General features: G+C 70.1%; 16 protein-coding genes and 1 pseudogene. 7 read left to right on the top strand and 10 right to left on the bottom strand.

What is annotated here, in order from left to right:
* Genes ACIQBL_RS36410 through ACIQBL_RS36400 form a run of 3 tightly spaced genes read right to left on the bottom strand, consistent with a single transcriptional unit; the run spans position 1 to position 2,775 of the window.
* Positions 1–912: an ABC transporter ATP-binding protein gene (locus tag ACIQBL_RS36410; protein ID WP_043676185.1), complete on the bottom strand. Its 912-nt coding sequence runs from the start codon at positions 910–912 to the stop codon at positions 1–3.
* Positions 909–1,817 (bottom strand): ABC transporter permease, encoded by a 909-nt coding sequence (locus tag ACIQBL_RS36405; RefSeq protein WP_401949871.1) that lies wholly within the window; start codon positions 1,815–1,817, stop codon positions 909–911. The genes ACIQBL_RS36410 and ACIQBL_RS36405 overlap by 4 nt, the downstream gene beginning before the upstream one ends.
* Positions 1,807–2,775 (bottom strand): ABC transporter ATP-binding protein, encoded by a 969-nt coding sequence (locus ACIQBL_RS36400; protein WP_401950385.1) that lies wholly within the window; start codon positions 2,773–2,775, stop codon positions 1,807–1,809. Before ACIQBL_RS36400 ends, ACIQBL_RS36405 begins: the two co-directional genes overlap by 11 nt.
* 246 nt (positions 2,776–3,021) lie before the next feature.
* On the opposite strand from ACIQBL_RS36400, the gene ACIQBL_RS36395 reads away from it, so the two are divergent.
* The 5 genes from ACIQBL_RS36395 (at position 3,022) to ACIQBL_RS36375 (ending at position 8,177) form a co-directional block, all read left to right on the top strand.
* Positions 3,022–3,864 carry a M24 family metallopeptidase gene (locus ACIQBL_RS36395; protein WP_401949868.1) on the top strand — a complete coding sequence of 281 codons (843 nt, stop codon included), beginning with the start codon at positions 3,022–3,024 and terminating at the stop codon, positions 3,862–3,864.
* Complete coding sequence (locus tag ACIQBL_RS36390) at positions 3,861–5,615, top strand: SDR family oxidoreductase (RefSeq protein WP_401949865.1); 1,755 nt, start codon at positions 3,861–3,863, stop codon at positions 5,613–5,615. The genes ACIQBL_RS36395 and ACIQBL_RS36390 overlap by 4 nt, the downstream gene beginning before the upstream one ends.
* The gene (locus ACIQBL_RS36385; RefSeq protein ID WP_401949862.1) at positions 5,612–6,514 is read left to right on the top strand and encodes a metal-dependent hydrolase; all 903 of its coding nucleotides are present in this window, start codon (positions 5,612–5,614) and stop codon (positions 6,512–6,514) included. Before ACIQBL_RS36390 ends, ACIQBL_RS36385 begins: the two co-directional genes overlap by 4 nt.
* A 77-nt stretch (positions 6,515–6,591) precedes the next feature.
* Positions 6,592–7,506 (top strand): MerR family transcriptional regulator, encoded by a 915-nt coding sequence (locus tag ACIQBL_RS36380; protein WP_401950383.1) that lies wholly within the window; start codon positions 6,592–6,594, stop codon positions 7,504–7,506.
* A gap of 122 nt (positions 7,507–7,628) precedes the next feature.
* Positions 7,629–8,177: an RNA 2'-phosphotransferase gene (locus ACIQBL_RS36375; protein ID WP_401949859.1), complete on the top strand. Its 549-nt coding sequence runs from the start codon at positions 7,629–7,631 to the stop codon at positions 8,175–8,177.
* 93 nt (positions 8,178–8,270) lie between these two features.
* Here the strand turns inward: ACIQBL_RS36375 and ACIQBL_RS36370 are convergent, their stop codons facing one another.
* Complete coding sequence (locus ACIQBL_RS36370; protein ID WP_401949856.1) at positions 8,271–9,173, bottom strand: LLM class flavin-dependent oxidoreductase; 903 nt, start codon at positions 9,171–9,173, stop codon at positions 8,271–8,273.
* 88 nt (positions 9,174–9,261) lie between these two features.
* Between ACIQBL_RS36370 and ACIQBL_RS36365 the strand changes: the two genes are divergently transcribed.
* Positions 9,262–10,149, top strand: coding sequence for a Cof-type HAD-IIB family hydrolase (locus ACIQBL_RS36365; RefSeq protein WP_401949853.1), 888 nt, complete (start codon positions 9,262–9,264; stop codon positions 10,147–10,149).
* 51 nt (positions 10,150–10,200) lie between these two features.
* Here ACIQBL_RS36365 and ACIQBL_RS36360 read toward each other — a convergent pair.
* From ACIQBL_RS36360 to hisC, 6 genes and pseudogenes are all read right to left on the bottom strand, one after another.
* Positions 10,201–10,620 (bottom strand): annotated as a pseudogene (locus tag ACIQBL_RS36360) (M23 family metallopeptidase); the annotation flags it as partial.
* Between the two features lie 187 nt (positions 10,621–10,807).
* Positions 10,808–12,493 (bottom strand): GAF domain-containing sensor histidine kinase, encoded by a 1,686-nt coding sequence (locus ACIQBL_RS36355; RefSeq protein ID WP_401949850.1) that lies wholly within the window; start codon positions 12,491–12,493, stop codon positions 10,808–10,810.
* A gap of 60 nt (positions 12,494–12,553) precedes the next feature.
* Positions 12,554–16,057, bottom strand: a complete 3,504-nt coding sequence (gene cydD / locus ACIQBL_RS36350; RefSeq protein ID WP_401949847.1) for a thiol reductant ABC exporter subunit CydD — start codon at positions 16,055–16,057, stop codon at positions 12,554–12,556.
* Between the two features lie 82 nt (positions 16,058–16,139).
* Positions 16,140–17,144 (bottom strand): cytochrome d ubiquinol oxidase subunit II, encoded by a 1,005-nt coding sequence (gene cydB, locus ACIQBL_RS36345; protein WP_401949844.1) that lies wholly within the window; start codon positions 17,142–17,144, stop codon positions 16,140–16,142.
* A gap of 21 nt (positions 17,145–17,165) precedes the next feature.
* On the bottom strand, positions 17,166–18,674 hold the full coding sequence (locus ACIQBL_RS36340) for a cytochrome ubiquinol oxidase subunit I (protein ID WP_401949841.1): 1,509 nt from the start codon (positions 18,672–18,674) through the stop codon (positions 17,166–17,168).
* 247 nt (positions 18,675–18,921) lie between these two features.
* On the bottom strand, positions 18,922–20,001 hold the full coding sequence (gene hisC, locus ACIQBL_RS36335; protein ID WP_401949838.1) for a histidinol-phosphate transaminase: 1,080 nt from the start codon (positions 19,999–20,001) through the stop codon (positions 18,922–18,924).
* A gap of 531 nt (positions 20,002–20,532) precedes the next feature.
* On the opposite strand from hisC, the gene ACIQBL_RS36330 reads away from it, so the two are divergent.
* Positions 20,533–21,645, top strand: coding sequence for a LacI family DNA-binding transcriptional regulator (locus ACIQBL_RS36330; RefSeq protein WP_401949835.1), 1,113 nt, complete (start codon positions 20,533–20,535; stop codon positions 21,643–21,645).
* Positions 21,646–21,883: the final 238 nt, after the last annotated feature.

The raw sequence follows: 21,883 nt of genomic DNA, 5'->3' as shown, positions 1-21,883 counted from the left end.
CTACGCCGCGACGAGATACGAGAAGACGGATTCGAGCGACTCGTCGGACGGCGAGACCGTGAGCAGCCGGATGCCGTGGTCCTTGGCCACCCGGGGCAGCAGGGCGGTGAAGCGGCCGAAGTCCACGGCCTGGATGCGCAGCGCGCCCTCGGCGAGGTCGACCTCGATGCCGGACGTCGACGGGTCGGCGATCAGGGCTGCCGCGAGGGCGCGGTCGTCGCTGGAGCGGACCAGGTAGCGGTGCGGGCGGTCGGTCATCAGGCGGCGGATCTTGCGGAAGTCGCCGCTGGCCGCGTGCCGTCCGGCGACGACGACCTCGATGTGCCAGGCGAGCTGCTCGACCTCTTCGAGGATGTGGGACGAGAACAGCACCGTGCGGCCCTCGTCGCCCATCCGCCGCAGCAGGTCCATGAGCTGCATGCGCTGGCGCGGGTCCATGCCGTTGAAGGGCTCGTCGAGGAGCAGCAGCGAGGGGTCGTGGACCAGGGCGGACGCCATCTTCACGCGCTGGCGCATGCCCTTGGAGTACGTCGAGATCTTGCGGTCCTGCGCGTACTCCATCTCGACCGTGGCCAGCGCCTTCTGGGCGGCCTTGGCGCCGAGGCCGTGCAACTCGGCGTTGGCGACGACGAATTCGCGTCCCGTGAGGAAGTCGTACATCGCCTCGCGCTCGGGGACGATCCCGATGTGCTTGTAGATCTGCTCGTTGCGCCACACCTGCTGGCCGTCGAGGGTGACGGTGCCGGTGGAGGGGGCGAGGAAGCCGCCCATCATGTTGATGAGGGTGGACTTTCCGGCGCCGTTGGGGCCGAGGAGTCCGGTGACGCCGGGGCCGACGTTCATCGTGATGTCGTTGACGGCGACCACGTTGCCGAACCAGCGGGAGACGTGGTCGATGGAGAGCGTGGTCACAGGCCCACCTTCCGGTAGCGGCGGATCAGAAGGCCGTAGGTCGCGGCGGTGAGGCCCAGGACGGCGAGGACGTAGACCACGCCTTCCGCGTGGCTGGGGCCGACGCCTCCGGGGAACGCCGAACTCGCGCCCAGGAAGGCCGCCTGCAGTCCGTCGATGAGGGTGACGGGCGAGAAGAGGCCGATCCAGGGGATGGCGCTCGTGGCGTTCTGATTGTCGGCGATCGCCTGGAGGGTGGAGACGGCGCCGTAGGAGATGGTCAGTACGGCGATGACGGCGGCGATGCCGAAGCCTCGGCGCGGGGTGACCGCGGCGATGACCAGGCCGATGCCGGCGAAGAGCAGCGAGAGGAGGGTCACGGAGACGAGGCCCTGGGCGAAGCCCTTGGTCTGGTCTGCGAAGTCCAGCTTGGCCAGCAGGGCGCCCACGTAGAGCACGATCAGCGGGGCGACGGTCAGTACGAACAGGGCCGAGGCCAGGGCCGCGAACTTGGCCCTCACGTAGTCGGCGGTCTCGATCGGCCGCGAGAAGTACAGCGGTACGGTCTTGAAGCGCAGGTCGCGCGAGACGGACTGGGGTGCCTGCGAGGCGACGTACAGGCTGATCACGGCCTGCATGATGATCGCGTAGCGGGTGTAGGACACCGGCAGGTCGTGTGCCTTCGTGGCGACCGCGACGGCCACCATGATGGCCGCGGGCACGCACATGACCACGAACAGCAGCATCGGCAGCACCTTGGACTTCACCGAGCGGCCGAGGCCGTAGGCGCCGCGCAGGGACTGCGAGTAGAGGGAGCGGCGGGCGTAGGCGCGGCCCAGGCGGGGGCCGCTGTAGTTGCGGTAGCCGATGTTGTGGATGCGGGTCTGGTCGCCCGGCTGGGGGACCAGGGGCTGGTCAATTGCCATGGCCTACGGCCTCCTTCCGCTCTGCGTCGTTGTCGCTGTCGGTGAAGACCTCGGAGATGTGGTGCCTGCGCTGCTCCATGCGCACCAGTCCGAGGCCCAGGTCCGCGATCACGTCGCGGATCAGGTCGTACGTCTCCTCGCCCGAGGCCGTCAGGAGGAGGACGTGACCCGCGCCCGGCAGCCCGCTGCTGTCGTGGGTCTCCACCCCGCGCGCGTGGAGCGCCTCGCGCACCGCGCGGGTGCCGTCCGGGTGGTCGTCGGTGTCGGTGACCTCGATGGCCAGGGTGGTGGTGGTCTGGGTGAAGTCCGTGGTGGAGCTGGACCGCAGGAGCTTGCCGCCGTCGACCACGATCACGTGGTCGCAGGTGCGCTCCAGTTCGCCCAGGAGGTGCGAGGTCACCAGGACCGAGATGCCGAAGTCCGTGTAGATGCGGCGGATCAGGCCGAGCATCTCGTCGCGGCCGACCGGGTCGAGGCCGTTGGTCGGCTCGTCCAGGAAGACCAGCTGCGGGTCGTGGACGAGGGCCTGCGCGAGCTTGACGCGCTGCTTCATGCCCGTCGAGTAGCCCCCGATGGGGCGGTAGCGCTCCTCGTACAGACCGACATGGCGCAGCGTGTCCGCGGTGCGCTCGCGTGCCGCGGTGGGCGGCAGTCCGGACATGCGCGCCATGTGGACGACGAACTCGGTGGCCGAGACGTCGGGCGGCAGGCAGTCGTGCTCCGGCATGTACCCGACGCGCTCGCGGATGTCGGCGCCCTTGGTGGCGACATCGAGGCCGAGCACTTCGGCACGGCCCTCGGAGGCGGGGGACAGACCCAGCAGGATCTTGATCAAGGTCGACTTGCCGGCTCCGTTGGCACCGACGAGCCCCGTCACACCGGGGCCGACGTCCACGGAGAGCCGGTCAAGCGCGGTCACCCGGGGGAACCGCTTGCTCAGGCTTTCGGTCGCGATCACAGTCACATCTTCGAAGGTAGTGACGCGGACCACTCCGGTCGTCACCCCGCAGAGCTGTCCTCACGTCAGACTCCAGACGTACGGGCCCGTAGGGGATGCCCTGCTTGAGAGCTACGCGGAGGCTCCGCCGGGTTGTCCACAGAGAGAGATCAGGCCTATTGACGCAGCCTCTAACAACTGTCACATTCACCAGTGTCAAGTTACGAGCACGTACCGCAGTCAGTGTGGACAGGTGGGGGCGGTGGCATGACTACGGCGGTGACACGCGAACTCTCCGCGGAACTGCGGGGGTTCAAAGAGGTCCAGCGGCTGGCGTACGAGTGCGCCGAGGCCGTCGCGGCCCGGCTGGAGCCCGGGGTGACCGAGCGCGACGCGGCGCGGATGCAGCGGTCGTGGCTGCGCGCGCGGGGAGTGCGGGACTGGTTCCATCTGCCCTTCGCCTGGTTCGGCGACCGCACGGCGTTCACGAACTTCCGGGTGCCGCTGCAGTTCTTCCCCACGGGCCGCCGGCTGGAGCCGGGGATGCCGTTCATCCTGGACATGGCCCCCGTGTACAAGAGCTTCACGGCCGACATCGGGTATTCCGGCTCCTTGGGGGCGAACCCGGTGCAGGACAGGCTGATGGCCGACCTGGAGGCGCATCGCGGGCTGCTCCTGCGCGAGGTGCGCGAGCGGCGCCCGCTGCGCGAGATCTACGAGGACGTGGACCGCCTCATGGTCCGCCAGGGCTACGCCAACCGGCACCGCGCGTACCCCTTCGGCGTGATCGCGCACAAGGTCGACCGGGTCGCCGAACGCCCTTGGTCCCCGCGGCTGTTCGGGTTCGGCACCCAGGCTCTGAAGGGCCTCGCGAGCGACGCGCTGCACGGCCATCGCGACGGCTGGTCCCCGCTGTGGTCGCCGTACCGCTTCTCGGACCACCCGCCGCACCCGGGCCTGTGGGCGGTCGAACCGCATCTCGGATTCCGCGGCACGGGCGCCAAGTTCGAGGAGATCCTGGTCGTCACCGACTCCAAGGACCCCGAACAGAGCGCCTTCTGGCTGGACGACGATCTGCCGCACGTGCGGCGCTGGGCGGAGGACAAGTGACGCTTGAGGGTGCGCGGGAGCGCTGGGTACGGACCGGCGGAGTCGAGCTGTGCGTCGCGGAGTTGGGGGACGCGTCGAACCCGACGGTGGTCCTGGTGCACGGCTATCCCGACAGCAAGGAGGTCTGGTCCGAGGTGGCCGGCCGCCTCGCGGACCGCTTCCACGTCGTGCTCTACGACGTCCGGGGCCACGGCCGGTCCACGGCTCCGAAGCCGCTGCGGGGCGGGTTCACCCTGGAGAAGCTCACGGACGACTTCCTGGCGGTCGCGGACGCGGTCAGCCCGGACCGGCCGGTGCACCTGGTGGGGCACGACTGGGGCTCGGTGCAGTCCTGGGAATTCGTCACCGTCGCGCGCGCCAAGGGCCGTATCGCCTCCTTCACATCGATGTCCGGGCCGTCCCTCGACCACTTCGGCCACTGGATCAACAAGCGCCTGACCCGGCCCACCCCGCGCCGCGTCGGCCAACTCCTCGGCCAGGGCGCCAAGTCCTGGTACGTGTACCTGCTGCACACGCCCGTGCTGCCCGAACTCGCCTGGCGCGGCCCCCTGGGCACACTCTGGCCGAAGATCCTGGAACGCGTCGAGAAGGTCCCCGGCGGCGACTACCCGACCTCCTCCCTGCCCACCGACGCGGCCCACGGCGCCTGGCTGTACCGCGACAACGTCCGGGCGAGGCTGCGCAGGCCACGCCCCGACGCGTACGCGCACGCGCCCGTGCAGCTCGTCACGCCCCTGGGGGACGCGTTTCTCTCCGCGCGGCTCTACGACGGGCTGGAGCAGTGGGCGCCGGGCCTGGTGCGGCGGACGCTGCCGGCCAAGCACTGGATCCCACGCACACGGCCCGATCAACTGGCGTCCTGGATCACGGAGTTCGTGACGGCCAACGAAGGCGGACAGGTGACGTCCACAGCAACGGGCAAGTACGCCGAGCGGTTCGGCGGCCAACTGGTGCTGGTCACCGGGGCGGGCAGCGGGATCGGGCGGGCCACGGCGTTCGCGTTCGCCGAGGCGGGCGCGCGCGTGGTGGCCGTCGACCGGGACGCGGAAAGCGCCGCCCGCACCGCCGAGCTGGCCCGGCTGATCGGCGCTTCGGAGGCCTGGTCGGAGACGGTCGACGTCTCCGACGAGCAGGCCATGGAGAAGCTCGCCGAGAAGGTCGCCGCCGAGTACGGAGTCGTGGACGTCCTCGTGAACAACGCCGGAATCGGACTCTCCGGTTCCTTCTTCGACACCACCCCGGAGGACTGGAAGAAGGTCCTGGACGTCAACCTGTGGGGCGTGATCCACGGCTGCCGGCTCTTCGGGAAGCAGATGGCCGAGCGCGGCCAGGGCGGCCACATCGTCAACACGGCGTCGGCGGCGGCGTTCCAGCCCTCCAAGGTGCTGCCGGCCTACAGCACCTCCAAGGCGGCCGTGCTGATGCTCAGCGAGTGCCTGCGCGCCGAACTGTCCGGGCAGGGGATCGGCGTCTCGGCGATATGCCCGGGCCTCGTCAACACCAACATCACCTCGACCGCGCACTTCGCCGGGGTCGACGCCGACGAGGAGAAGCGGCGCCAGAAGAGGTCGGCACGGCTCTACGGGCTGCGGAACTACCCACCGGAGAAGGTCGCCGAAGTGATCCTGCGGGCGGTCGTCCGCAACCAGGCCGTCGTGCCCGTCACCCCGGAGGCGCGCGGCGCCCGTCTGCTGTCCCGGTTCGCCCCGCGCGCCTTGCGGGCGATGGCCCGCGTGGAGCCGCCGCTGTGACCGCCTCCACCGAGCACCACGCGCACGAGCACCACGCGATCGCGCCCCGCCGGGTCTCCTTCGACTGGTCACGCACCCCTCTGCACTGGATTCCGGGCGAGCCGACGGCCACCCATGTCATCAACGTGCTGCATCTGCTGCTCCCGGCGGGGGAGCGGTGGTTCGTGAAGGTCCTGAAAGAGGGCCTGCCGCTGGTCAGGGACCGCGAACTCCTCGCGGACGTCAAGGGGTTCATGGGCCAGGAGGCCACGCACAGCGTCCAGCACGCGCACGTGCTGGACCATCTGGCGGCCCAGCGGCTCGACACCGTCGACTTCACCCAGTACGTCGACTTCCTCTTCGAACGGCTGCTCGGCGAACGCCCGCCGCTCGGCGCGCCGATACCCGAACGCGAGTGGCTGCGCTTCCGGCTGGCGGTCGTCGCGGCGATCGAGCAGTTCACGGCGGTGCTGGGCGACTGGATCCTGGCCGCCGAGGGCCTCGACCGGGCCGGCGCCGACGAGATCATGCTCGACCTGCTGCGCTGGCACGGCGCGGAGGAGGTCGAACACCGCGCGGTGGCCTTCGACATGTTCCAGCACTGCGGAGGCCGCGGACTCCCCCGGTACACCCGCCGTATCGCCGGCATGGCGGTCACGGCGCCCGTGATGCTCTACCTGTGGGCCTGGGGGACGGCCTACCTGATCCGCCACGACCCCCAGCTCGCCGGGCGCGTCCGCTACTCGCTCACCGAGCACAACAGGGCGGTACGGAAAGGCCTGTTGCCCACGTGGCGGTCGCTCGGCGCGGCCGTTCCGCGCTATCTACGGCGCTCCTACCATCCGTCGCGGGAGGGATCGTTGAGCAGGGCGATGGAGTACCTGAGGAGGTCACCGGCGGCGCGGGCGGGGGCCGCGTGAGTTCCGGGTCCGGTCCGGACGCCGGCGCCGACTCGGGTTCCGGCGCCAACTCCCCTCCTGGCGAGGTCGCCTACCGGATAGAGGACCTCGCGCATCTCAGCGGGGCCACCGTGCGGACGATCCGCGCCTACCAGGACCGCGGCCTGCTCCCCCGCCCCGAGCGGCGCGGGCGGGCCAACGTGTACACCGACGTCCATCTCGCCCGGCTCGGCCAGATCGCCGACCTCCTCGGCCGCGGCTACGGCCTGGCCTCCATCAAGGAGTTGCTGGAGGCCTGGGACGCGGGCAAGGGCCTGGGCGGGGTGCTCGGGCTGGTCGCCGAGGTCGACGGGCCGTGGACCGACGAGGAGGCGGTCCGGATCTCGCGCGCCGAGTTGGAGCGGCGCTTCGGCGGCGGCTCGGACGACGCGGCCGTCGCCGAAGCCGTCGAACTCGGCGTACTGGAGCCGGTCCCCGGTGACGCCGACTTCTTCCTCGTGCCGAGCCCCCAAGAGCTGGCGGTGGCCGTCGAGTTGTACGCCTCCGGCGTCCCGCTGTCCGCGATCTCGTCCCACCTGCGGGAGTTGAGGGTGCAGGTCGAGCACATCGCCTCCCGTTTCCTGGAGTTCACCACCGAGCACGTCTTCGCCCGCTACCTCGACGGCCCGCACCGTCCGACGGACGCGGACGCGGCCGAGGCGGCCTCACTCGTACGACGACTGCGCCCTCTCGCGCAGCAGACCGTGGACGCCGAACTCGCCCGCGCGATGCGTCTGTTCGCCAACCGTTCGCTGCGCCGGCACCTGGGTACCGGGGAGTCCCGTAGGACAGGCCCGACGTCACGTTCCGTGGCCGTGCCCAAAGAGACAATTCGGGCGGTGGAGGAGCTGGTTGGCCCGGGACGGGTTGCCGCGTTCGTCGCTCTGGCGGTTGAACGCGAGGTGCGGGCAAGGGCGTTGGATGCGCTCATGCCAAAGGGTGCGCCCCCAGCTGATCTTGACGAACAGGGGTGACACGACCGGGAGTTGTCCACAGAAACGCCAATTCCCCTGTGGATAACTACAGTTGGTTGTGGATCAAACATCGGCCACAAAAGAAAATGCGTGATCCACGTCTCTCCCGTCATGCTGAGCGGATGGATGAAAGACGCACCGTGAAGGTGTCGAAGTACCTCTCGAAGCACCTGCGCCACCAACCCGAGCGGATCGGGCTCACCCTCGACGAGGCCGGCTGGGTCGAGATCGACACGCTGATCGCCGCCTGTGCCGCACACGGGTTCCGGTTCAGCCGTGAGGACCTCGACCATGTGGTGGCCACGAACGACAAGCGCCGCTTCGCGATTGAGGGCACCCGTATCCGCGCCAGCCAGGGCCACAGCATCGAGGTCGACCTCGGACTGCCCCCGGCCACCCCGCCGCCGTACCTCTTCCACGGCACGGTCGCCCGCAACCTGGACGCGATCCGGGCCGAGGGGCTCCGGCCCATGAACCGCCACGCCGTACATCTCTCCGCCGACCGCGAGACCGCGACCCGCGTAGGAGCCCGGCGTGGCCGACCCGTCGTGCTCTCCGTGGACGCGGGCGCGATGCACAGTGATGGCCATGTGTTCCGGGTCAGCGAGAACGGGGTGTGGCTCACGGAGGGGGTGCCCGTGGGGTATCTGCGGTTTCCCGAGTCGCACTGACCGCTGAGCAGCCGGGTGGGGTGACGGGGTTTCACGTGAAACATGACCGGCCGCACAGCCGATCCCAGCGAGGCCGCCCCAAAGATCACCGACTCAGCCGAGCTGCGTCGAAGCCTCCATCGCGATCTGCTCGAAGACCTTCTCGTCGGCGGCGAAGTCCGTGTCCGGGATGGGCCAGTGGATCACGATGTCGGTGAAGCCCAGTTCCTGGTGCCGGCCGGCGAAGTCGACGAAGGCGCCGAGGGACTCCAGCGGACGGCCGCGGTCCGGGGTGAACCCGGTGAGCAGGATCTTGTCGAGTTCGGCCGTCTCCCGGCCGATCGCCGCGCAGGCGTCGGCCAGCTTCTCGACCTGCCCACGAAGGGCCTGCACCGACTGCTCAGGGGTACCACTCTCGAAGAGCCGGGGATCGCCGGTGGTCACCCACGCCTGTCCGTACCGGGCGGCGAGCTTCAGACCACGAGGGCCGGTGGCCGCCACCGCGAACGGCAGCCGGGGCCGCTGCACGCACCCCGGGATGTTCCGAGCCTCGTGCGCCGAGTAGAAGTCCCCCTCGTACGACACCGAGTCCTCGGTGAGCAGCCGGTCCAGCAGCGGAACGAACTCCCCGAGCCGGTCGGCACGCTCCCGCGGGGTCCACGGCTCCTGCCCGAGTGCCGTGGCGTCGAACCCGGTACCACCCGCACCGATCCCCAGCGTGACCCGCCCGTCGGAGATGTCGTCGAGGGAGATGAGTTCCTTGGCGAGGGTCACCGGGTGCCGGAAATTGGGCGACGTGACGAGCGTCCCCAGCCGCATCCGATCGGTGACGGCCGCGGCGGCCGTCAGCGTCGGCACGGCACCGAACCACGGGCCGTCCCGGAACGTGCGCCAGGACAGGTGGTCGTACGTGAAGCCGGTATGGAACCCGAGCTGCTCCGCCCGCTGCCATGCCTCGCGGCTCCCCTCGTTCCAGCGGCGGTACGGGAGGATCACGGTGCTCAGACGCAGACTCATGCCTCAGAGCCTACGGCGCGGCAATGTGGGGCGCCGAACGAGCGTTGCCGGCGCCGCCTGTGATGGTCCCGCACAGGCGTGCGGGCATATGCGGGAGAATGGTCCGGTGACCTCAGCGACTCGACAGCCCGAGACCCCGGCCTCCGCCGTCCCCCCACGGCTGATCGCCACCGACCTGGACGGCACTCTGCTGCGCGACGACAAGTCGGTGTCCCCCCGCACGGTGGCCGCGCTGGCGGCTGCCGAGGAGGCAGGCATCGAGGTCTTCTTCGTCACAGGCCGCCCGGCCCGCTGGATGGACGTCGTCAGCGACCATGTCCACGGCCACGGCCTGGCGATCTGCGGCAACGGCGCCGCCGTGGTCGACCTGCACGGCGGCCCCGGCGCCCACCGCTTCGTAAAGGTCCGCGAGCTGGCCCGGGAGAACGCCATCGACGCCGTACAGCTCGTGCGTGAGGCGGCGCCCGGGACGGTGTACGCGATCGAGCAGACGTACGGCTTCTACCAGGAGCCGGCGTATCCGAAGCTGCACATGGAGATACCGGACACCCTCGCGCCCGCCGAGAAGCTCCTGGCGTCGGACGCCCCGGGGGCCGACGAGCCGGTACTGAAGATCCTCGCGTTCCACCCCGCGCTCGATCCGGACGCCTTCCTGACCACGGCCCGCCTTGCCCTGGGCGACCGCGCGAACGTCACCCGCTCCAGCCCCAGCGCCCTGCTGGAGATCAGCGGGCCCGGCGTCTCCAAGGCGAGCACACTCGCCCTGTGCTGCGCGGAGCGCGGTATCGCGCCCGAGGAGGTCGTCGCCTTCGGGGACATGCCGAACGACGTCGAGATGCTCACCTGGGCGGGACGGTCGTACGCGATGGGCAACGCGCACCCCGCCGTGCTCGCCGCGGCCTCGGGGCGGACCGTCGACAACAACGAGGACGGTGTGGCCGTCGTGATCGAGCGGATGCTGGCGGAGCGGCGGTAGCAGCGGCCGGTAACGAGCGTCGTCCCGGAGCACACCCCTTACATAGACGCCCTGGCCGATCCACTGGCCGGTGGTCACGCGGTCACCCTGGTCGACGGTGACGGCGGCGAGGTGGGCGTACTGCGTGGAGTAGCCGCCCGGGTGCTCGACCACGACCGCGATGCCGAAGGCGCCCCAGCACGACACCCGCACCACCCGGCCCGCTCCGACCGCCCGCACCGGCGTGCCGATGGGGACCGCGAAGTCCTGGCCGGTGTGCCGGTTCGCCCAGCGGGAGCCGCCGCTGCCGAATCCGGCGGACAGTTCGACGCTCTCCACCGGCGCGACCCACGGGTCGGCGACCTGGGCAGGCGGCTGGTCGAGGCGGACGGCGCCCCGGCAGGTGCCCGCCGCGACCGAGACGTCCGCCTGACCCTGCAACTGCCCGCGCGCCTCGTCGAGTTTCCGCTGGATATCCCGCTTCAGGTCGGCGTCGTCACCGGGTCGGGCCGCCAGCACGGCGATCGCGCACAGCAGCGCCGGAACGAGCAGCGGGTGACGGCGGGATGAGCCCATGTCAGCGATCCTGACCCGTGCTTCGGACGAGGGCCTTGTTCACGTCGTAGGCATGGGGGACGCGTTGCTGCGAACGGCTCAGCGGAAGCCCATGAGGACGGCTTCAGTGGGGTGCCTGCCACACCACCGTCGTACCGCCTCCGTCGGCGCCGATGCCCGGCCCGTAGCAACTGTCGCCGCCCAGGGATTCGGCGCGCCGCTTGAGGTTCTTCAGGCCGCTGCGCCGACCGCCCGCGGGGATACCGACCCCGTCGTCCGCGACGGTGAGCCGTACGCCCGGCCGCCCGTCCGGCAGGGTGGCGGTCGCGTCGACGACGACCTCGATCCGGGTGGCCGCCGCGTGCCGGAACGCGTTGGAGAGGGCCTCGCGCAGGGCCGCGACGAGGTTCTTGCCGGTGAGGTCGCCGACCGCCATGTCGACGTCACCGACGAAACGGTGCGCGGGCTTGAAACCGAGCGGCACGGCGGCCATGTTGATCTCCCGCAGCACCCGCGTACGCAGCCCGGAGGGCGCCTCGGCGGGGCCCTGCTGGAGCGCGAAGATCGCGGTGCGGATCTCCTGGATGGTGACGTCGAGTTCGTCGACGGCGTTGCCCACGCCCTGCCGCACCTCGGGGGCGAGCGCTCCGCGCTGGGCGCTCTCCAGCATCATCCCGGTGGCGAACAGCCGTTGGATGACCAAATCGTGCAGGTCGCGGGCGATCCGGTCGCGGTCCTCGTACACCGCGAGCCGCTCCCGGTCGCGCTGTGCCTCGGCCATCATCAGCGCGAGCGCGGCCTGCGAGGCGAACTGGATCGCGAGGGTGCGTTCCGCCTCCGTGAACGGCCGCTCTCCTCGCGCCCGTGGCGTGACGAGGGCCCCGAGGACGCGCCCGTCGCATTGCAGGGGCAGCACCATGACCGGCCCGTAGGCACACGCAAGACCGGTGACGAGGTGTGGGTCGGTGGCCGCGTCCGCCACGAACACCGGCTTTCCTCCCAGGAGTTCGGCGACGATCTCGCTCTCCGGGGGGACGACCACGCCGAGGGCGTTCGACGGCCGTTCCGAGGCCACGGCGACGATCTCCATGCCGCCCTCGTCGGCGGGCAGCAGCACGATCCCGGCCGCCGAACCGGATAGCCGACGGGCCTGTTCCGCGACCACCTGCAACGCGTCCTCCGCGTCGCCGCCGGACAACAGGGCGGTCGTGACGGCCACCGATCCGTCGATCCACCGCTCACGCTGCTTGGCGGCCTCGTACAACCGGGCGTTGCCGATGGCGATACCGGCCTCAGTGGCCAGGACGCGGACCATGCCGAGGTCGTAGTCGTCGAAGGGGTCCCCGCCGCGTTTCTCGCCCAGATAGAGGTTGCCGAAGACCTCCCCCTGGACACGGATCGGAACGCCGAGGAAGCCGCGCATCCGCGGATGATGCTCGGGGAAGCCCCAGAAACGCGGATCCTCGGTCACATCCGTGAGCCGGACCGGATCCGGCTCCCGGATGAGCGCGCCGAGCAACCCCTTGTGCCCGTCGGGAATCCGCCCGATGCGCCGCGCGGTCCCCGCGTCGACCCCGTGGAAGACGAAGTCGATCAGGGCGTCACCGTCCTCGTCGACGACACCGATGCCCGCGTAACGGGCGTCCGTCAGAGTGGCCGCAGCCTCGCAGATCCGCTCCAGTGTGGAGTGCAGTTCGAGCCCACTGCCCACGGACCGCATCGCCGCCAGCAACTGCGGCACGCGGGCGGCCAGTTCGGCCGACGGTCCCGAGGCGGGCGGCGGGGGACCGGGACGCGCGGCGACTGACATGCCCCGAGCCTAATTAGTCCCCTTTGACACGGAAAGTCGAGCGCAGCAGCCGTGAGCCCCTCAACCGGCCGCCACCAACAGCTCCGACTCAGCCTCCCGCTCCGCCATCCCGCGCAACGGCCCCTCCACCGAGGCGAGTCCGGCGTAAGACCCTCGCTGCACCACACGCCCTTCGTCCAGCACGATCACCTCGTCCACGTCCTCCAGACCCGCGAGCCGGTGCGTGATGAGCAGGGTCGTACGGCCCTCCGTGGCGGCCAGGAGATCGGCGGTGAGCGCGTCGGCGGTCGCCAGGTCCAGGTGTTCGGCGGGCTCGTCGAGCACGAGGACCGGGAAGTCGGCGAGCAGCGCGCGGGCGAGGGCCAGCCGCTGCCGCTGCCCGCCGGACAGCCGCGCCCCGTGCTCACCGACCAGCGTGTCCAGGCCGTCGGGCAGCCCGTCGGCCCAGTCGAGCAGCCTGGCCCGCTCCAGCGCGGCCCGCAGTTCGTCCTCGGTCGCGTCCTTCCTCGCGAGGAGCAGGTTCTCGCGCACCGAGCTGTCGAAGAGGTGCGCGTCCTGGGCACACAGCCCGACGAGCCGTCGTACGTCGTCGCCGTCCAGCGCGTACGCGTCCACGCCGGCCAGCGTGTACGAGCCCGCATCCGTGTCGAGGAACCGCAGCAGCACCTGCGCCAGCGTCGTCTTGCCGGACCCGGAGGACCCGACCACGGCGACCCGGCGGCCCTTCTCCAGCGTCAGGTCGAGCCCGGCGAGCGCGTCCCGGTCCTGCCCGGTGTGCCGGGCGGCCAGCCCCTGCACGACCAGCGGGAACGGCGTCGCGGGTGCCTGGAGGGGCCGTTCCGGTTCCCGTACGGGCTCGGGGGCGTCCAGCACCTCGTACACGCGCTCCGCGCTCTTGCGGACCCGCTGCCGGTACTGCACCGCGAGGGGCAGTCCGAGGACCGCTTCGAAGGCGGCGAGCGGGGTGAGGACGACGACGGCCGTCAGCACTCCGCCGAGTCGTCCCGCGGCGACCGCCTGGGCGGCCACGAGGGCGGTGGCGGTGACGGTCAGGCCCGAGAGCAGCGCGGTGAGACCGTCGCCGAGGGCGGTGGCGGTGGCGGCACGGGAGGCGATCCTCGTGAGTACGCCGTCTGCTCGTCGAGCCTCGGCGGTACGGGCCGGCAGGGCGCCGGCGACCGTCAACTCGGCGGTTCCGGTGAGCAGTTCGGTCACCCGGGTGGCGAGCACCCCGCGGGCTGGGGCCAGCCGGTGTTCGGCACGGCGGGCCACGGCACCGGTGACGAGGGGGACACCGACGCCGGCCGCGAGGAGACCGGCCGCGAGCACGGCCCCGGCCTCGGGCAGCAGCCAGGCGGTGAAGCCGACCGTCGCGGCGGAGACGGCGACCGCGACCCCGGCGGGCAGCAGCCAGCGCAGCCAGTAGTCCTGGAGCGCGTCTACGTCGGCGACGAGCCGGGAGAGCAGATCGCCGCGACGGGTGTCACGCAGTCCGGCGGGCGCCAGCCGCTCCAGGCGCCGGTAGACGACGACCCGGGTGTCGGCCAGCATCCGCAGCACCGCGTCGTGCGACACGAGCCGCTCCGCGTACCGGAACACGGCCCGCCCGATCCCGAAGGCCCGGGTCGCCGTCACGGCCACCATCAGATACAGCACGGGCGGTTGCTGCGAGGCCCGCGAGATGAGCCATCCCGAGGTGGCCATGAGCCCAACGGCACTGCCCAGCGCGAGACTTCCGAGCAGCAGCGCCAGGGCGAGCCGCCCACGCCGGGCACCGGACATCGCACGGACCCGGGAGAGCACGCCACCCGCGTGCGCCACGAGCCGCGTCTCGGGCTCGTCGGGAGCAGTGGAACTCGCCGACGATTCCTCGGCAGTCCCTGTCCCGGGGGTCGCCGGCCCGGCCTCCGCGCGCACCGCGGCCACGCCCTCCGTCACCCGTACCACCCGGTCCGCCACCGCCAGCAGGGCCGGCCGGTGCACCACGAGCAGCACCGTCCGCCCGACCGCCAACCGCCGTACCGCCTCGACCACTTCGGCCTCGGTCGCCCCGTCCAGCGCGGCCGTCGGCTCGTCGAGGAGCAGCACGGGCCGGTCGGCGAGAAAGGCCCGGGCGAGCGCGAGCCGCTGCCGCTGCCCGGCGGACAGCCCGACCCCGTCTTCACCGAGCACGGTCCCGGTCCCCTCGGGCAACGCGTCCACGAACTCCAGGGCCCCGGCGTCGGCCAACGCCCGCCGTACGGTGGTGTCGTCGGCGTCGGGCCGGGCGAGCCGTACGTTCTCGGCGATCGTCCCGGCGTACAGCTGCGGCCGTTGCGGTACCCAGGCGATTCGGGACCGCCACCGCGCCAGGTCGATGTCGGTGAGATCGACTCCCCCGACGCTCACCCGGCCCTCGGCGGGCCGTACGAATCCCAACAGGGCGTTCAGCACAGTGGACTTGCCGGAGCCGCTGGGGCCGACGAGGGCGACCGTCTCTCCGGGTTCCACGGCGAAGGAGATCTCCGATACGGCATCCATGGACCGCCCGGGGTACCGGACCGTCACGCCCTCGAAGGCCAGGGCGTCCGACAGCACCTCGGTGGTGCCCGAGGGCGGGACCGGTGTCTCCAGTACCGAGAAGATCTCCTCGGCCGCCGCAAGACCTTCCGCCGCCGCGTGGTACTGGGCGCCCACCTGACGCAGGGGCAGGTACGCCTCGGGGGCCAGGACGAGGACGACGAGACCGATGTAGAGGTCCATGTCGCCGTGGACGAGCCGCATGCCGATCGTCACGGCGACCAGGGCCACGGAGAGGGTGGCCAGCAACTCCAGCGCGAAGGAGGAGACGAAGGCGATCCTCAGGGTCCGCATGGTCGCCTGCCGGTACTCGCCGGTGATGCGCCGGATCGACTCGGCCTGCGCCTTGGCCCGCCCGAACACCTTCAGCGTCGGCAGCCCCGCGACCACGTCCAGGAAGTGCCCGGAGAGCCGGGACAGCAACTGCCACTGGCGGTCCATCCGGGACTGCGTGGCCCAGCCGATCATCACCATGAAGAGCGGGATGAGCGGCAGCGTGCCGACGATGATCGCCGCCGAGACCCAGTCCTCCGTGACGATCCGCGTCAGCACCGCGACCGGGACGACCACCGCGAGCCCCAACTGCGGGAGATAGCGCGAGAAGTAGTCGTCGAGGGCGTCGACGCCCCGGGTGGCGAGGGCGACCAGCGATCCGGTCCGCTGCCCGCTCAGCCACCCGGGCCCCAGCGCCACGGAACGCTCCAGCAACCGGCGTCGAAGTTCCGACTTCACGGCGGCGCTGGCCCGGTGGGCGGCGAGTTCGGTGAGCCAGGAGACCAGGGCACGACCGACGGCGACCGCCGCCAACAGCAGCAGGGGAGTGCCGAGTTCACCGACGGACATCCGGTGCTGGAAGGCGCCGACCACAATCTCGGCGATCAACATCGCCTGCGCGATGACCAGCCCCGCACCGACGGCGCCCAGGCTGACGACAGCCACAAGGAAGAGGCGGGTGGCACGGGCGTACCGGAGGAGACGCGGGTCGATTGGTTTCACGTGAAACATGCCCTTCGGTCAGGGGAGGGTGTTTCACGTGAAACATCCCTGTGCACGATGCGGGGCATGTGAGACGCCCTCCCCTTCGGACTCAGTGCGCGGCTTCGGCGATGTGCTGCGTACCGATCCGCTTGCGGAACACCCAGTACGTCCAGCTCTGGTAGAGCAGGACGATCGGCGTGGCGATCCCCGCGCACCAGGTCATGATCTTCAGGGTGTACGGGCTCGACGAGGCGTTGGTGACCGTGAGGCTCCAGTCCGGGTTGAGCGAGGACGGCATGACGTTCGGGAAGAGCGACAGGAAGAGCATCGCGACGGCCGCCACGATGGTGACGCCGGAGAACGCGAACGACCAGCCCTCACGGCCGGCTTGAATCGCCCCCAGCGCCGCGACGAGAGCGACGACGGCCACGATCAGCGCGACCAGGCTCTTGCCGTCACCGCTGTCGACCTGGGTCCAGATCAGGAAGGCCAGCGCGAACACGGCTGTGATGACCCCGACTTGAAGGGCCAGCTTGCGCGCCCGGGTCCGGATGTCCCCGACCGTCTTGAGCGCCGTGAACACCGCACCGTGGAAGGTGAAGAGCGTCAGCGTGACCAGGCCGCCGAGGATCGCGTACGGGTTGAAGAGGTCCCAGAAGGTGCCGGCGTACTCGAAGTTCTTGTCGATCTTCACGCCCCGCACGATGTTGCCGAAGGCCACACCCCACAGAAACGCGGGGAGCAGTGAGGTCCAGAAGATCGCCGTCTCCCAGTTGCGCTGCCAGTTCTCCTCCGGCCGCTTCGCCCGGTACTCGAAGGCAACGCCCCGGACGATCAGGCAGACCAGGATGACCAGCAGGGCGAGGTAGAAGCCGGAGAAGAGGGTGGCGTACCACTCGGGGAAGGCGGCGAAGGTCGCGCCGCCGGCCGTGAGCAGCCAGACCTCGTTGCCATCCCAGACGGGCCCAATGGTGTTGATCAGGACCCGCTTCTCGACCCGGTCGCGGGCGAGCAGTTTGGTGAGGATGCCGACCCCGAAGTCGAAGCCCTCCAAGAAGAAGTAGCCGGTCCACAGGACGGCGATGAGGACGAACCAGACGTCGTGCAGTTCCATGACTGTTGCAGCTCCCTCGGCCTAGTACGAGAAGGCCATCGGCTTGTCGGCGTCCTGGGAGTCGCCGCCGATCTTCGTGGGCGGGTTGAGGTCGGCCTCCGTGAGTTCGGGCGGGCCGGCCTTGACGTACTTCGCGAGCAGCTTGACCTCGATGACGGCGAGGACGGCGTAGAGCGAGGTGAAGACGATCATCGAGGTGAGGACCTCGCCCTGGGAGACGCTGGGGGAGACCGCGTCGCGGGTCTGGAAGAGGCCGTAGACGACCCAGGGCTGGCGGCCCATCTCGGTGAAGATCCAGCCCCAGGAGTTGGCGATGAGGGGGAAGCCGAGGGTCCAGATGGAGACGAGCCAGTAGAGCTTGGTGAGTTTCGGGCCGAGGGTCTTGTTCTTGAAGAGGACCACGTTCGGCACTTCGTCGTCGCCGACCCGCAGATGGGAAGCGAGCATGAACTTCTTGCGGGTCAGCCAGAGTCCGGCCAGGCCGATCGCGAAGGACGCCATGCCGAAGCCGATCATCCAGCGGAACGCCCAGAAGGTGACGGGGATGATGGGCCGGTAGTCGCCGGGACCGTACTTGGCCTGCTCGGCCTTGTTGGTGTCGTTGATGCCGGGGACGTACGAGTTGAAGTCGTCGTCGGCGAGGAACGACAGTATCCCGGGGACGGACAGCTCGACGGTGTTGTGGCCCTTGCTGACGTCGCCGTAGGCGAAGATCGAGAACGGCGCGGAGTTCTGGCCGTCCCACAGCGCCTCGGCGGCGGCCATCTTCATCGGCTGCTGCTTGAACATGACCTTGCCGAGGGTGTCACCGCTGACGGCGGTGAGCAGGCCCGCGATGGTGACGGTGATCAGGCCCAGCCGCAGCGAGGACTTCATCACCGGGATGTGCTTCTTGCGGAACAGGTGGAAGGCGGCGATGCCGACCATGAACGCGCCGCCGGTCAGGAACGACGCGGAGAGCGTGTGGAACGCCTGCGCCAGCGCCGTGTTCTGGGTCAGCACGTGCCAGAAGTCGGTGAGTTCGGCGCGCCCCTTGGCCTTGTTGATCCGGTAGCCGACGGGGTGCTGCATCCAGGAGTTGGCCGCGAGGATGAAGTACGCCGACAGGATCGTGCCGATCGACACCATCCAGATGCAGGCCAGGTGGATCCGTTTGGGCAGCTTGTCCCAGCCGAAGATCCACAGCCCGATGAAGGTGGACTCGAAGAAGAACGCGATCAGCGCCTCGAAGGCGAGCGGGGCTCCGAAGATGTCGCCGACGAACCGCGAGTAGGCGGACCAGTTCATGCCGAACTGGAACTCCTGGACGATGCCCGTGACGACGCCCATGGCGATGTTGATCAGGAAGAGCTTGCCCCAGAACTTGGTGGCCCTGAGGTACTTCTCCTTCTCCGTGCGCACCCACGCGGTCTGCAGCCCGGCCGTGAGGGCGGCGAGCGAGATCGTCAGGGGGACGAACAGGAAGTGGTAGACGGTGGTGATGCCGAACTGCCATCGCGCCAGTGTCTCCGGCGCCAGAGCGAATTCCACGTCGTCAGTCTCCTTATGTCGCCGTGGTCACAGCGGCAGTTTGCCCCTTGTGCCACATGCATCACGGGACGAACCGGGACACGCTTGTGAACGCGTTCACATTCACAAGCTATTATGACGCACCGATTTTCGACATCCGAAGGGGGGTCCCATTACGAAGGGGGGTCCCCATGTGGCAACCCCCCTAACGTCACTCGTTACGAACGACCTCGACCGACGCACCGACGGCCAAGTCCGCCGGAGACCGCTAGAGCTCCTTGCGGAACCCCTCCGCCACCTTCAGGAAGATGTCGTTGGCCTCGGTCTCCCCGACCGTGACGCGCACGCCCTCGCCCGCGAACGGCCGGACGACCACACCGTGCCGCTCGCACACCGCCGCGAAATCGACCGTACGCTCCCCCAGCCGCAGCCACACGAAGTTGGCCTGGGTCTCCGGGACCGTCCAGCCCTGGGCGCGCAGCGTGTCGACCACACGGGTGCGCTCGCTCACCAACGAGCCGACGCGGCCCAGCAGTTCGTCCTCGGCGCGCAGCGAGGCGATCGCCGCGTCCTGCGCGAGCTGGCTCACCCCGAAGGGCACGGCCGTCTTGCGCAGCGCCGCCGCCACCGGCTCGTGCGCGATCGCGAAACCGACCCGCAGCCCGGCGAGGCCGTACGCCTTGGAGAAGGTCCGCAGGATGCAGACGTTCGGCCGGTCGCGGTAGAGCTGGACGCCGTCCGGCACTTCAAGGTCCCTGATGAACTCCCGGTACGCCTCGTCCAGTACGACGAGCACATCGCCGGGCACCCGGTCCAGGAAGCGCTCCAGTTCGGCCCGCCGTACGACCGTGCCGGTCGGGTTGTTGGGGTTGCAGACGAAGATCAGCCGGGTCCGGTCCGTGATGGCGTCGGCCATCGCGTCCAGGTCGTGCACATCGCCCGGGGTCAGCGGCACCTGCACCGGCGTGGCACCGCTGATGCGCGTGATGATCGGGTACGCCTCGAAGGACCGCCAGGCGTAGACGACCTCGTCGCCGGGGCCGCTGGTGGCCTGGATCAGCTGCTGGGCGACGCCGACCGAGCCGGTGCCGGTGGCCAGGTGGGAGACCGGGACGCCGAACCGTTCCGCCAGCTCGTTCATCAGACCGGTGCACGCCATGTCGGGGTACCGGTTGAAGGACGCGGCGGACGCGGTCACGCTCTCCAGCACGCCGGGCAGGGGCGGGTACGGGTTCTCGTTGGAGGACAGCTTGTAGGCCACCGGACCGTCGGCCGCGGCAGGCCTGCCCGGCTTGTAGGTGGGGATACCCTCCAGCTCGGCACGCAGCTTCGGGCTCGTCTCGCTCACCGCAGTCCTCCTTGTGACCACCACCGGCTTTCAATACTGCTCACCTTATGAGGATTAGGCGCCGACGCGTACAGATCGGGTCCGGGCGGGCAGCCGCCGGGTGCGGGTGAAGTGCCGGCCGGATGCCTGCTGGCTGCCGGCCGGGTGCCTGCCGGGTGCCGGTCGGGTGCCGGTCGGGTGCCGGTCGGGTGCCGGTCGGGTGCCGGTCGGGGAACGCCCCACGCGTCACATCCACATCAGGGGCAACACCGCACGAAGGCGCACGAACCGGGGGCGCGCTGTACATATATCTATGCGCTGGTAGCTCACGCCGTGGCGCGCATCCCTCGTACAGGTGAGTTGAGACCTCTTCGAAACATGGGGGACTTGGCAGGCCCATGCGCGCCGACAAGTCACGTAATGCCATTGCATCGTTTAACTGACTTTGTTTCTAAGGCAGTTGACCCCTTCTGACCTTGCAGAAACGTGCCTGTCAACGCGTGCATATGCGTCCGCACTACCCCACCGCATGAGCCCTACTATCGGCTCGCCATGACAGCAGCAGGGAAGCACCAGGTGAGCCGCGCGGAAACCTCTCGTCGAGGAAGCCGGCCGGGCCGGGCGGGAATCAGAGACGTGGCCGCCGCGGCCGGAGTCTCCATCACGACCGTCTCCGACGCCCTCAACGGCAAGGGCCGGCTCCCGGACGCCACCCGACGCCATGTCCGTGAAGTGGCCGACCGGCTGGGCTATCGGCCCTCCGCGGCTGCCCGAACCCTCCGTACCGGCAAGTCGGGCCTCATCGGCCTGACCGTGACGACATACGGGGATGAACCTTTCACCTTCACCGAGTTCGCGTACTTCGCCGAGATGGCGCGCGCCGCCACCTCGGCCGCGCTCGCCCGCGGCTACGCCCTCGTGATCCTTCCGGCGACCTCGCGCCACGACGTGTGGTCGAACGTCGCCCTGGACGGGACCGTGGTCATCGACCCGTCCGACCACGACCCGGTGGTCAGCGAGCTCGTCCGGCAGGGTTTACCGGTCGTCTCCGACGGCCGCCCGGCCGGGTCGCTCCCGGTGACCGCCTGGGTCGACAACGACCACGAGGCCGCCGTCCTCGGCATCCTCGACCACCTGGCCGACGCCGGCGCCCGCCGGATCGGCCTGCTCACGGGCACGACGACCGACACGTACACGCACTTGTCGACCACCGCATACCTGCGTTGGTGCGAGCGGGTGGGCCAGGATCCGGTGTACGAGGCTTATCCGGCGCACGATCCGTGCGCGGGAGCCGTCGCCGCCGACCGGTTGCTCGCCCGCCCCGACCGTCCCGACGCGGTCTACGGCCTGTTCGACCCCAACGGCACCGATCTGCTGGCCGCCGCGCGCCGCTACGGGCTGCGCGTGCCGGAGGACCTGCTGCTCGTGTGCTGCAGCGAGTCCACGGTGTACGCCAACACCGAGCCGCCCATCACCACGCTCTCCCTGAAGCCGCGCCGGATCGGCACGGCGGTGGTCCAACTCCTCATCGACGCCATCGAGGGCATCGATTCGGACCAGCCGATCGAGCAGGTGATACCGACGGAACTGATCGTGCGGACGTCGTCCCAGCGGCGTCCACCTCGGACAACCGTCAGTCCGCCTCGGTCGCCCGAGGGGAAGTAGGGGGAGCCTGCCGGGGGTTTGTCGGGGTCTGTCGTCGGGAGGGCATCGGGAGGGCGTTGGGAGGGCATTGGGGGGGCGGCACCAGGGGCGGGTGGGGCTTGGTGCCGGATGGGGCTAAAAGCCGGGCGAGGATTGGTGCCAGGTGGGGCTTCGTGCCGGGCGGGGCTTGAAGCCGAGTGAGCCTTGTTGCCGGGTGAGGCTTGTTGCCGAGTGGGCGGTGCCTGAGCATGTGGTGGGC

Source organism: Streptomyces sp. NPDC088350, from assembly GCF_044753545.1.
Classification (GTDB): Bacteria; Actinomycetota; Actinomycetes; order Streptomycetales; family Streptomycetaceae; genus Streptomyces.
This window is presented reverse-complemented; position numbering and strand designations above follow the sequence as displayed.

Bases quoted from the DNA above. Each gene is read 5' to 3' on its own strand.
- ACIQBL_RS36405 (WP_401949871.1), bottom strand. From the start codon at position 1,817: ATGGCAATTGACCAGCCCCTGGTCCCCCAGCCGGGCGACCAGACCCGC.
- ACIQBL_RS36395 (WP_401949868.1), top strand. From the start codon at position 3,022: ATGACTACGGCGGTGACACGCGAACTCTCCGCGGAACTGCGGGGGTTC.
- ACIQBL_RS36375 (WP_401949859.1), top strand. From the start codon at position 7,629: ATGGATGAAAGACGCACCGTGAAGGTGTCGAAGTACCTCTCGAAGCAC.
- ACIQBL_RS36370 (WP_401949856.1), bottom strand. From the start codon at position 9,173: ATGAGTCTGCGTCTGAGCACCGTGATCCTCCCGTACCGCCGCTGGAAC.
- ACIQBL_RS36365 (WP_401949853.1), top strand. From the start codon at position 9,262: ATGCGGGAGAATGGTCCGGTGACCTCAGCGACTCGACAGCCCGAGACC.
- ACIQBL_RS36355 (WP_401949850.1), bottom strand. From the start codon at position 12,493: ATGTCAGTCGCCGCGCGTCCCGGTCCCCCGCCGCCCGCCTCGGGACCG.
- cydD (WP_401949847.1), bottom strand. From the start codon at position 16,057: ATGTTTCACGTGAAACCAATCGACCCGCGTCTCCTCCGGTACGCCCGT.
- cydB (WP_401949844.1), bottom strand. From the start codon at position 17,144: ATGGAACTGCACGACGTCTGGTTCGTCCTCATCGCCGTCCTGTGGACC.
- ACIQBL_RS36330 (WP_401949835.1), top strand. From the start codon at position 20,533: ATGACAGCAGCAGGGAAGCACCAGGTGAGCCGCGCGGAAACCTCTCGT.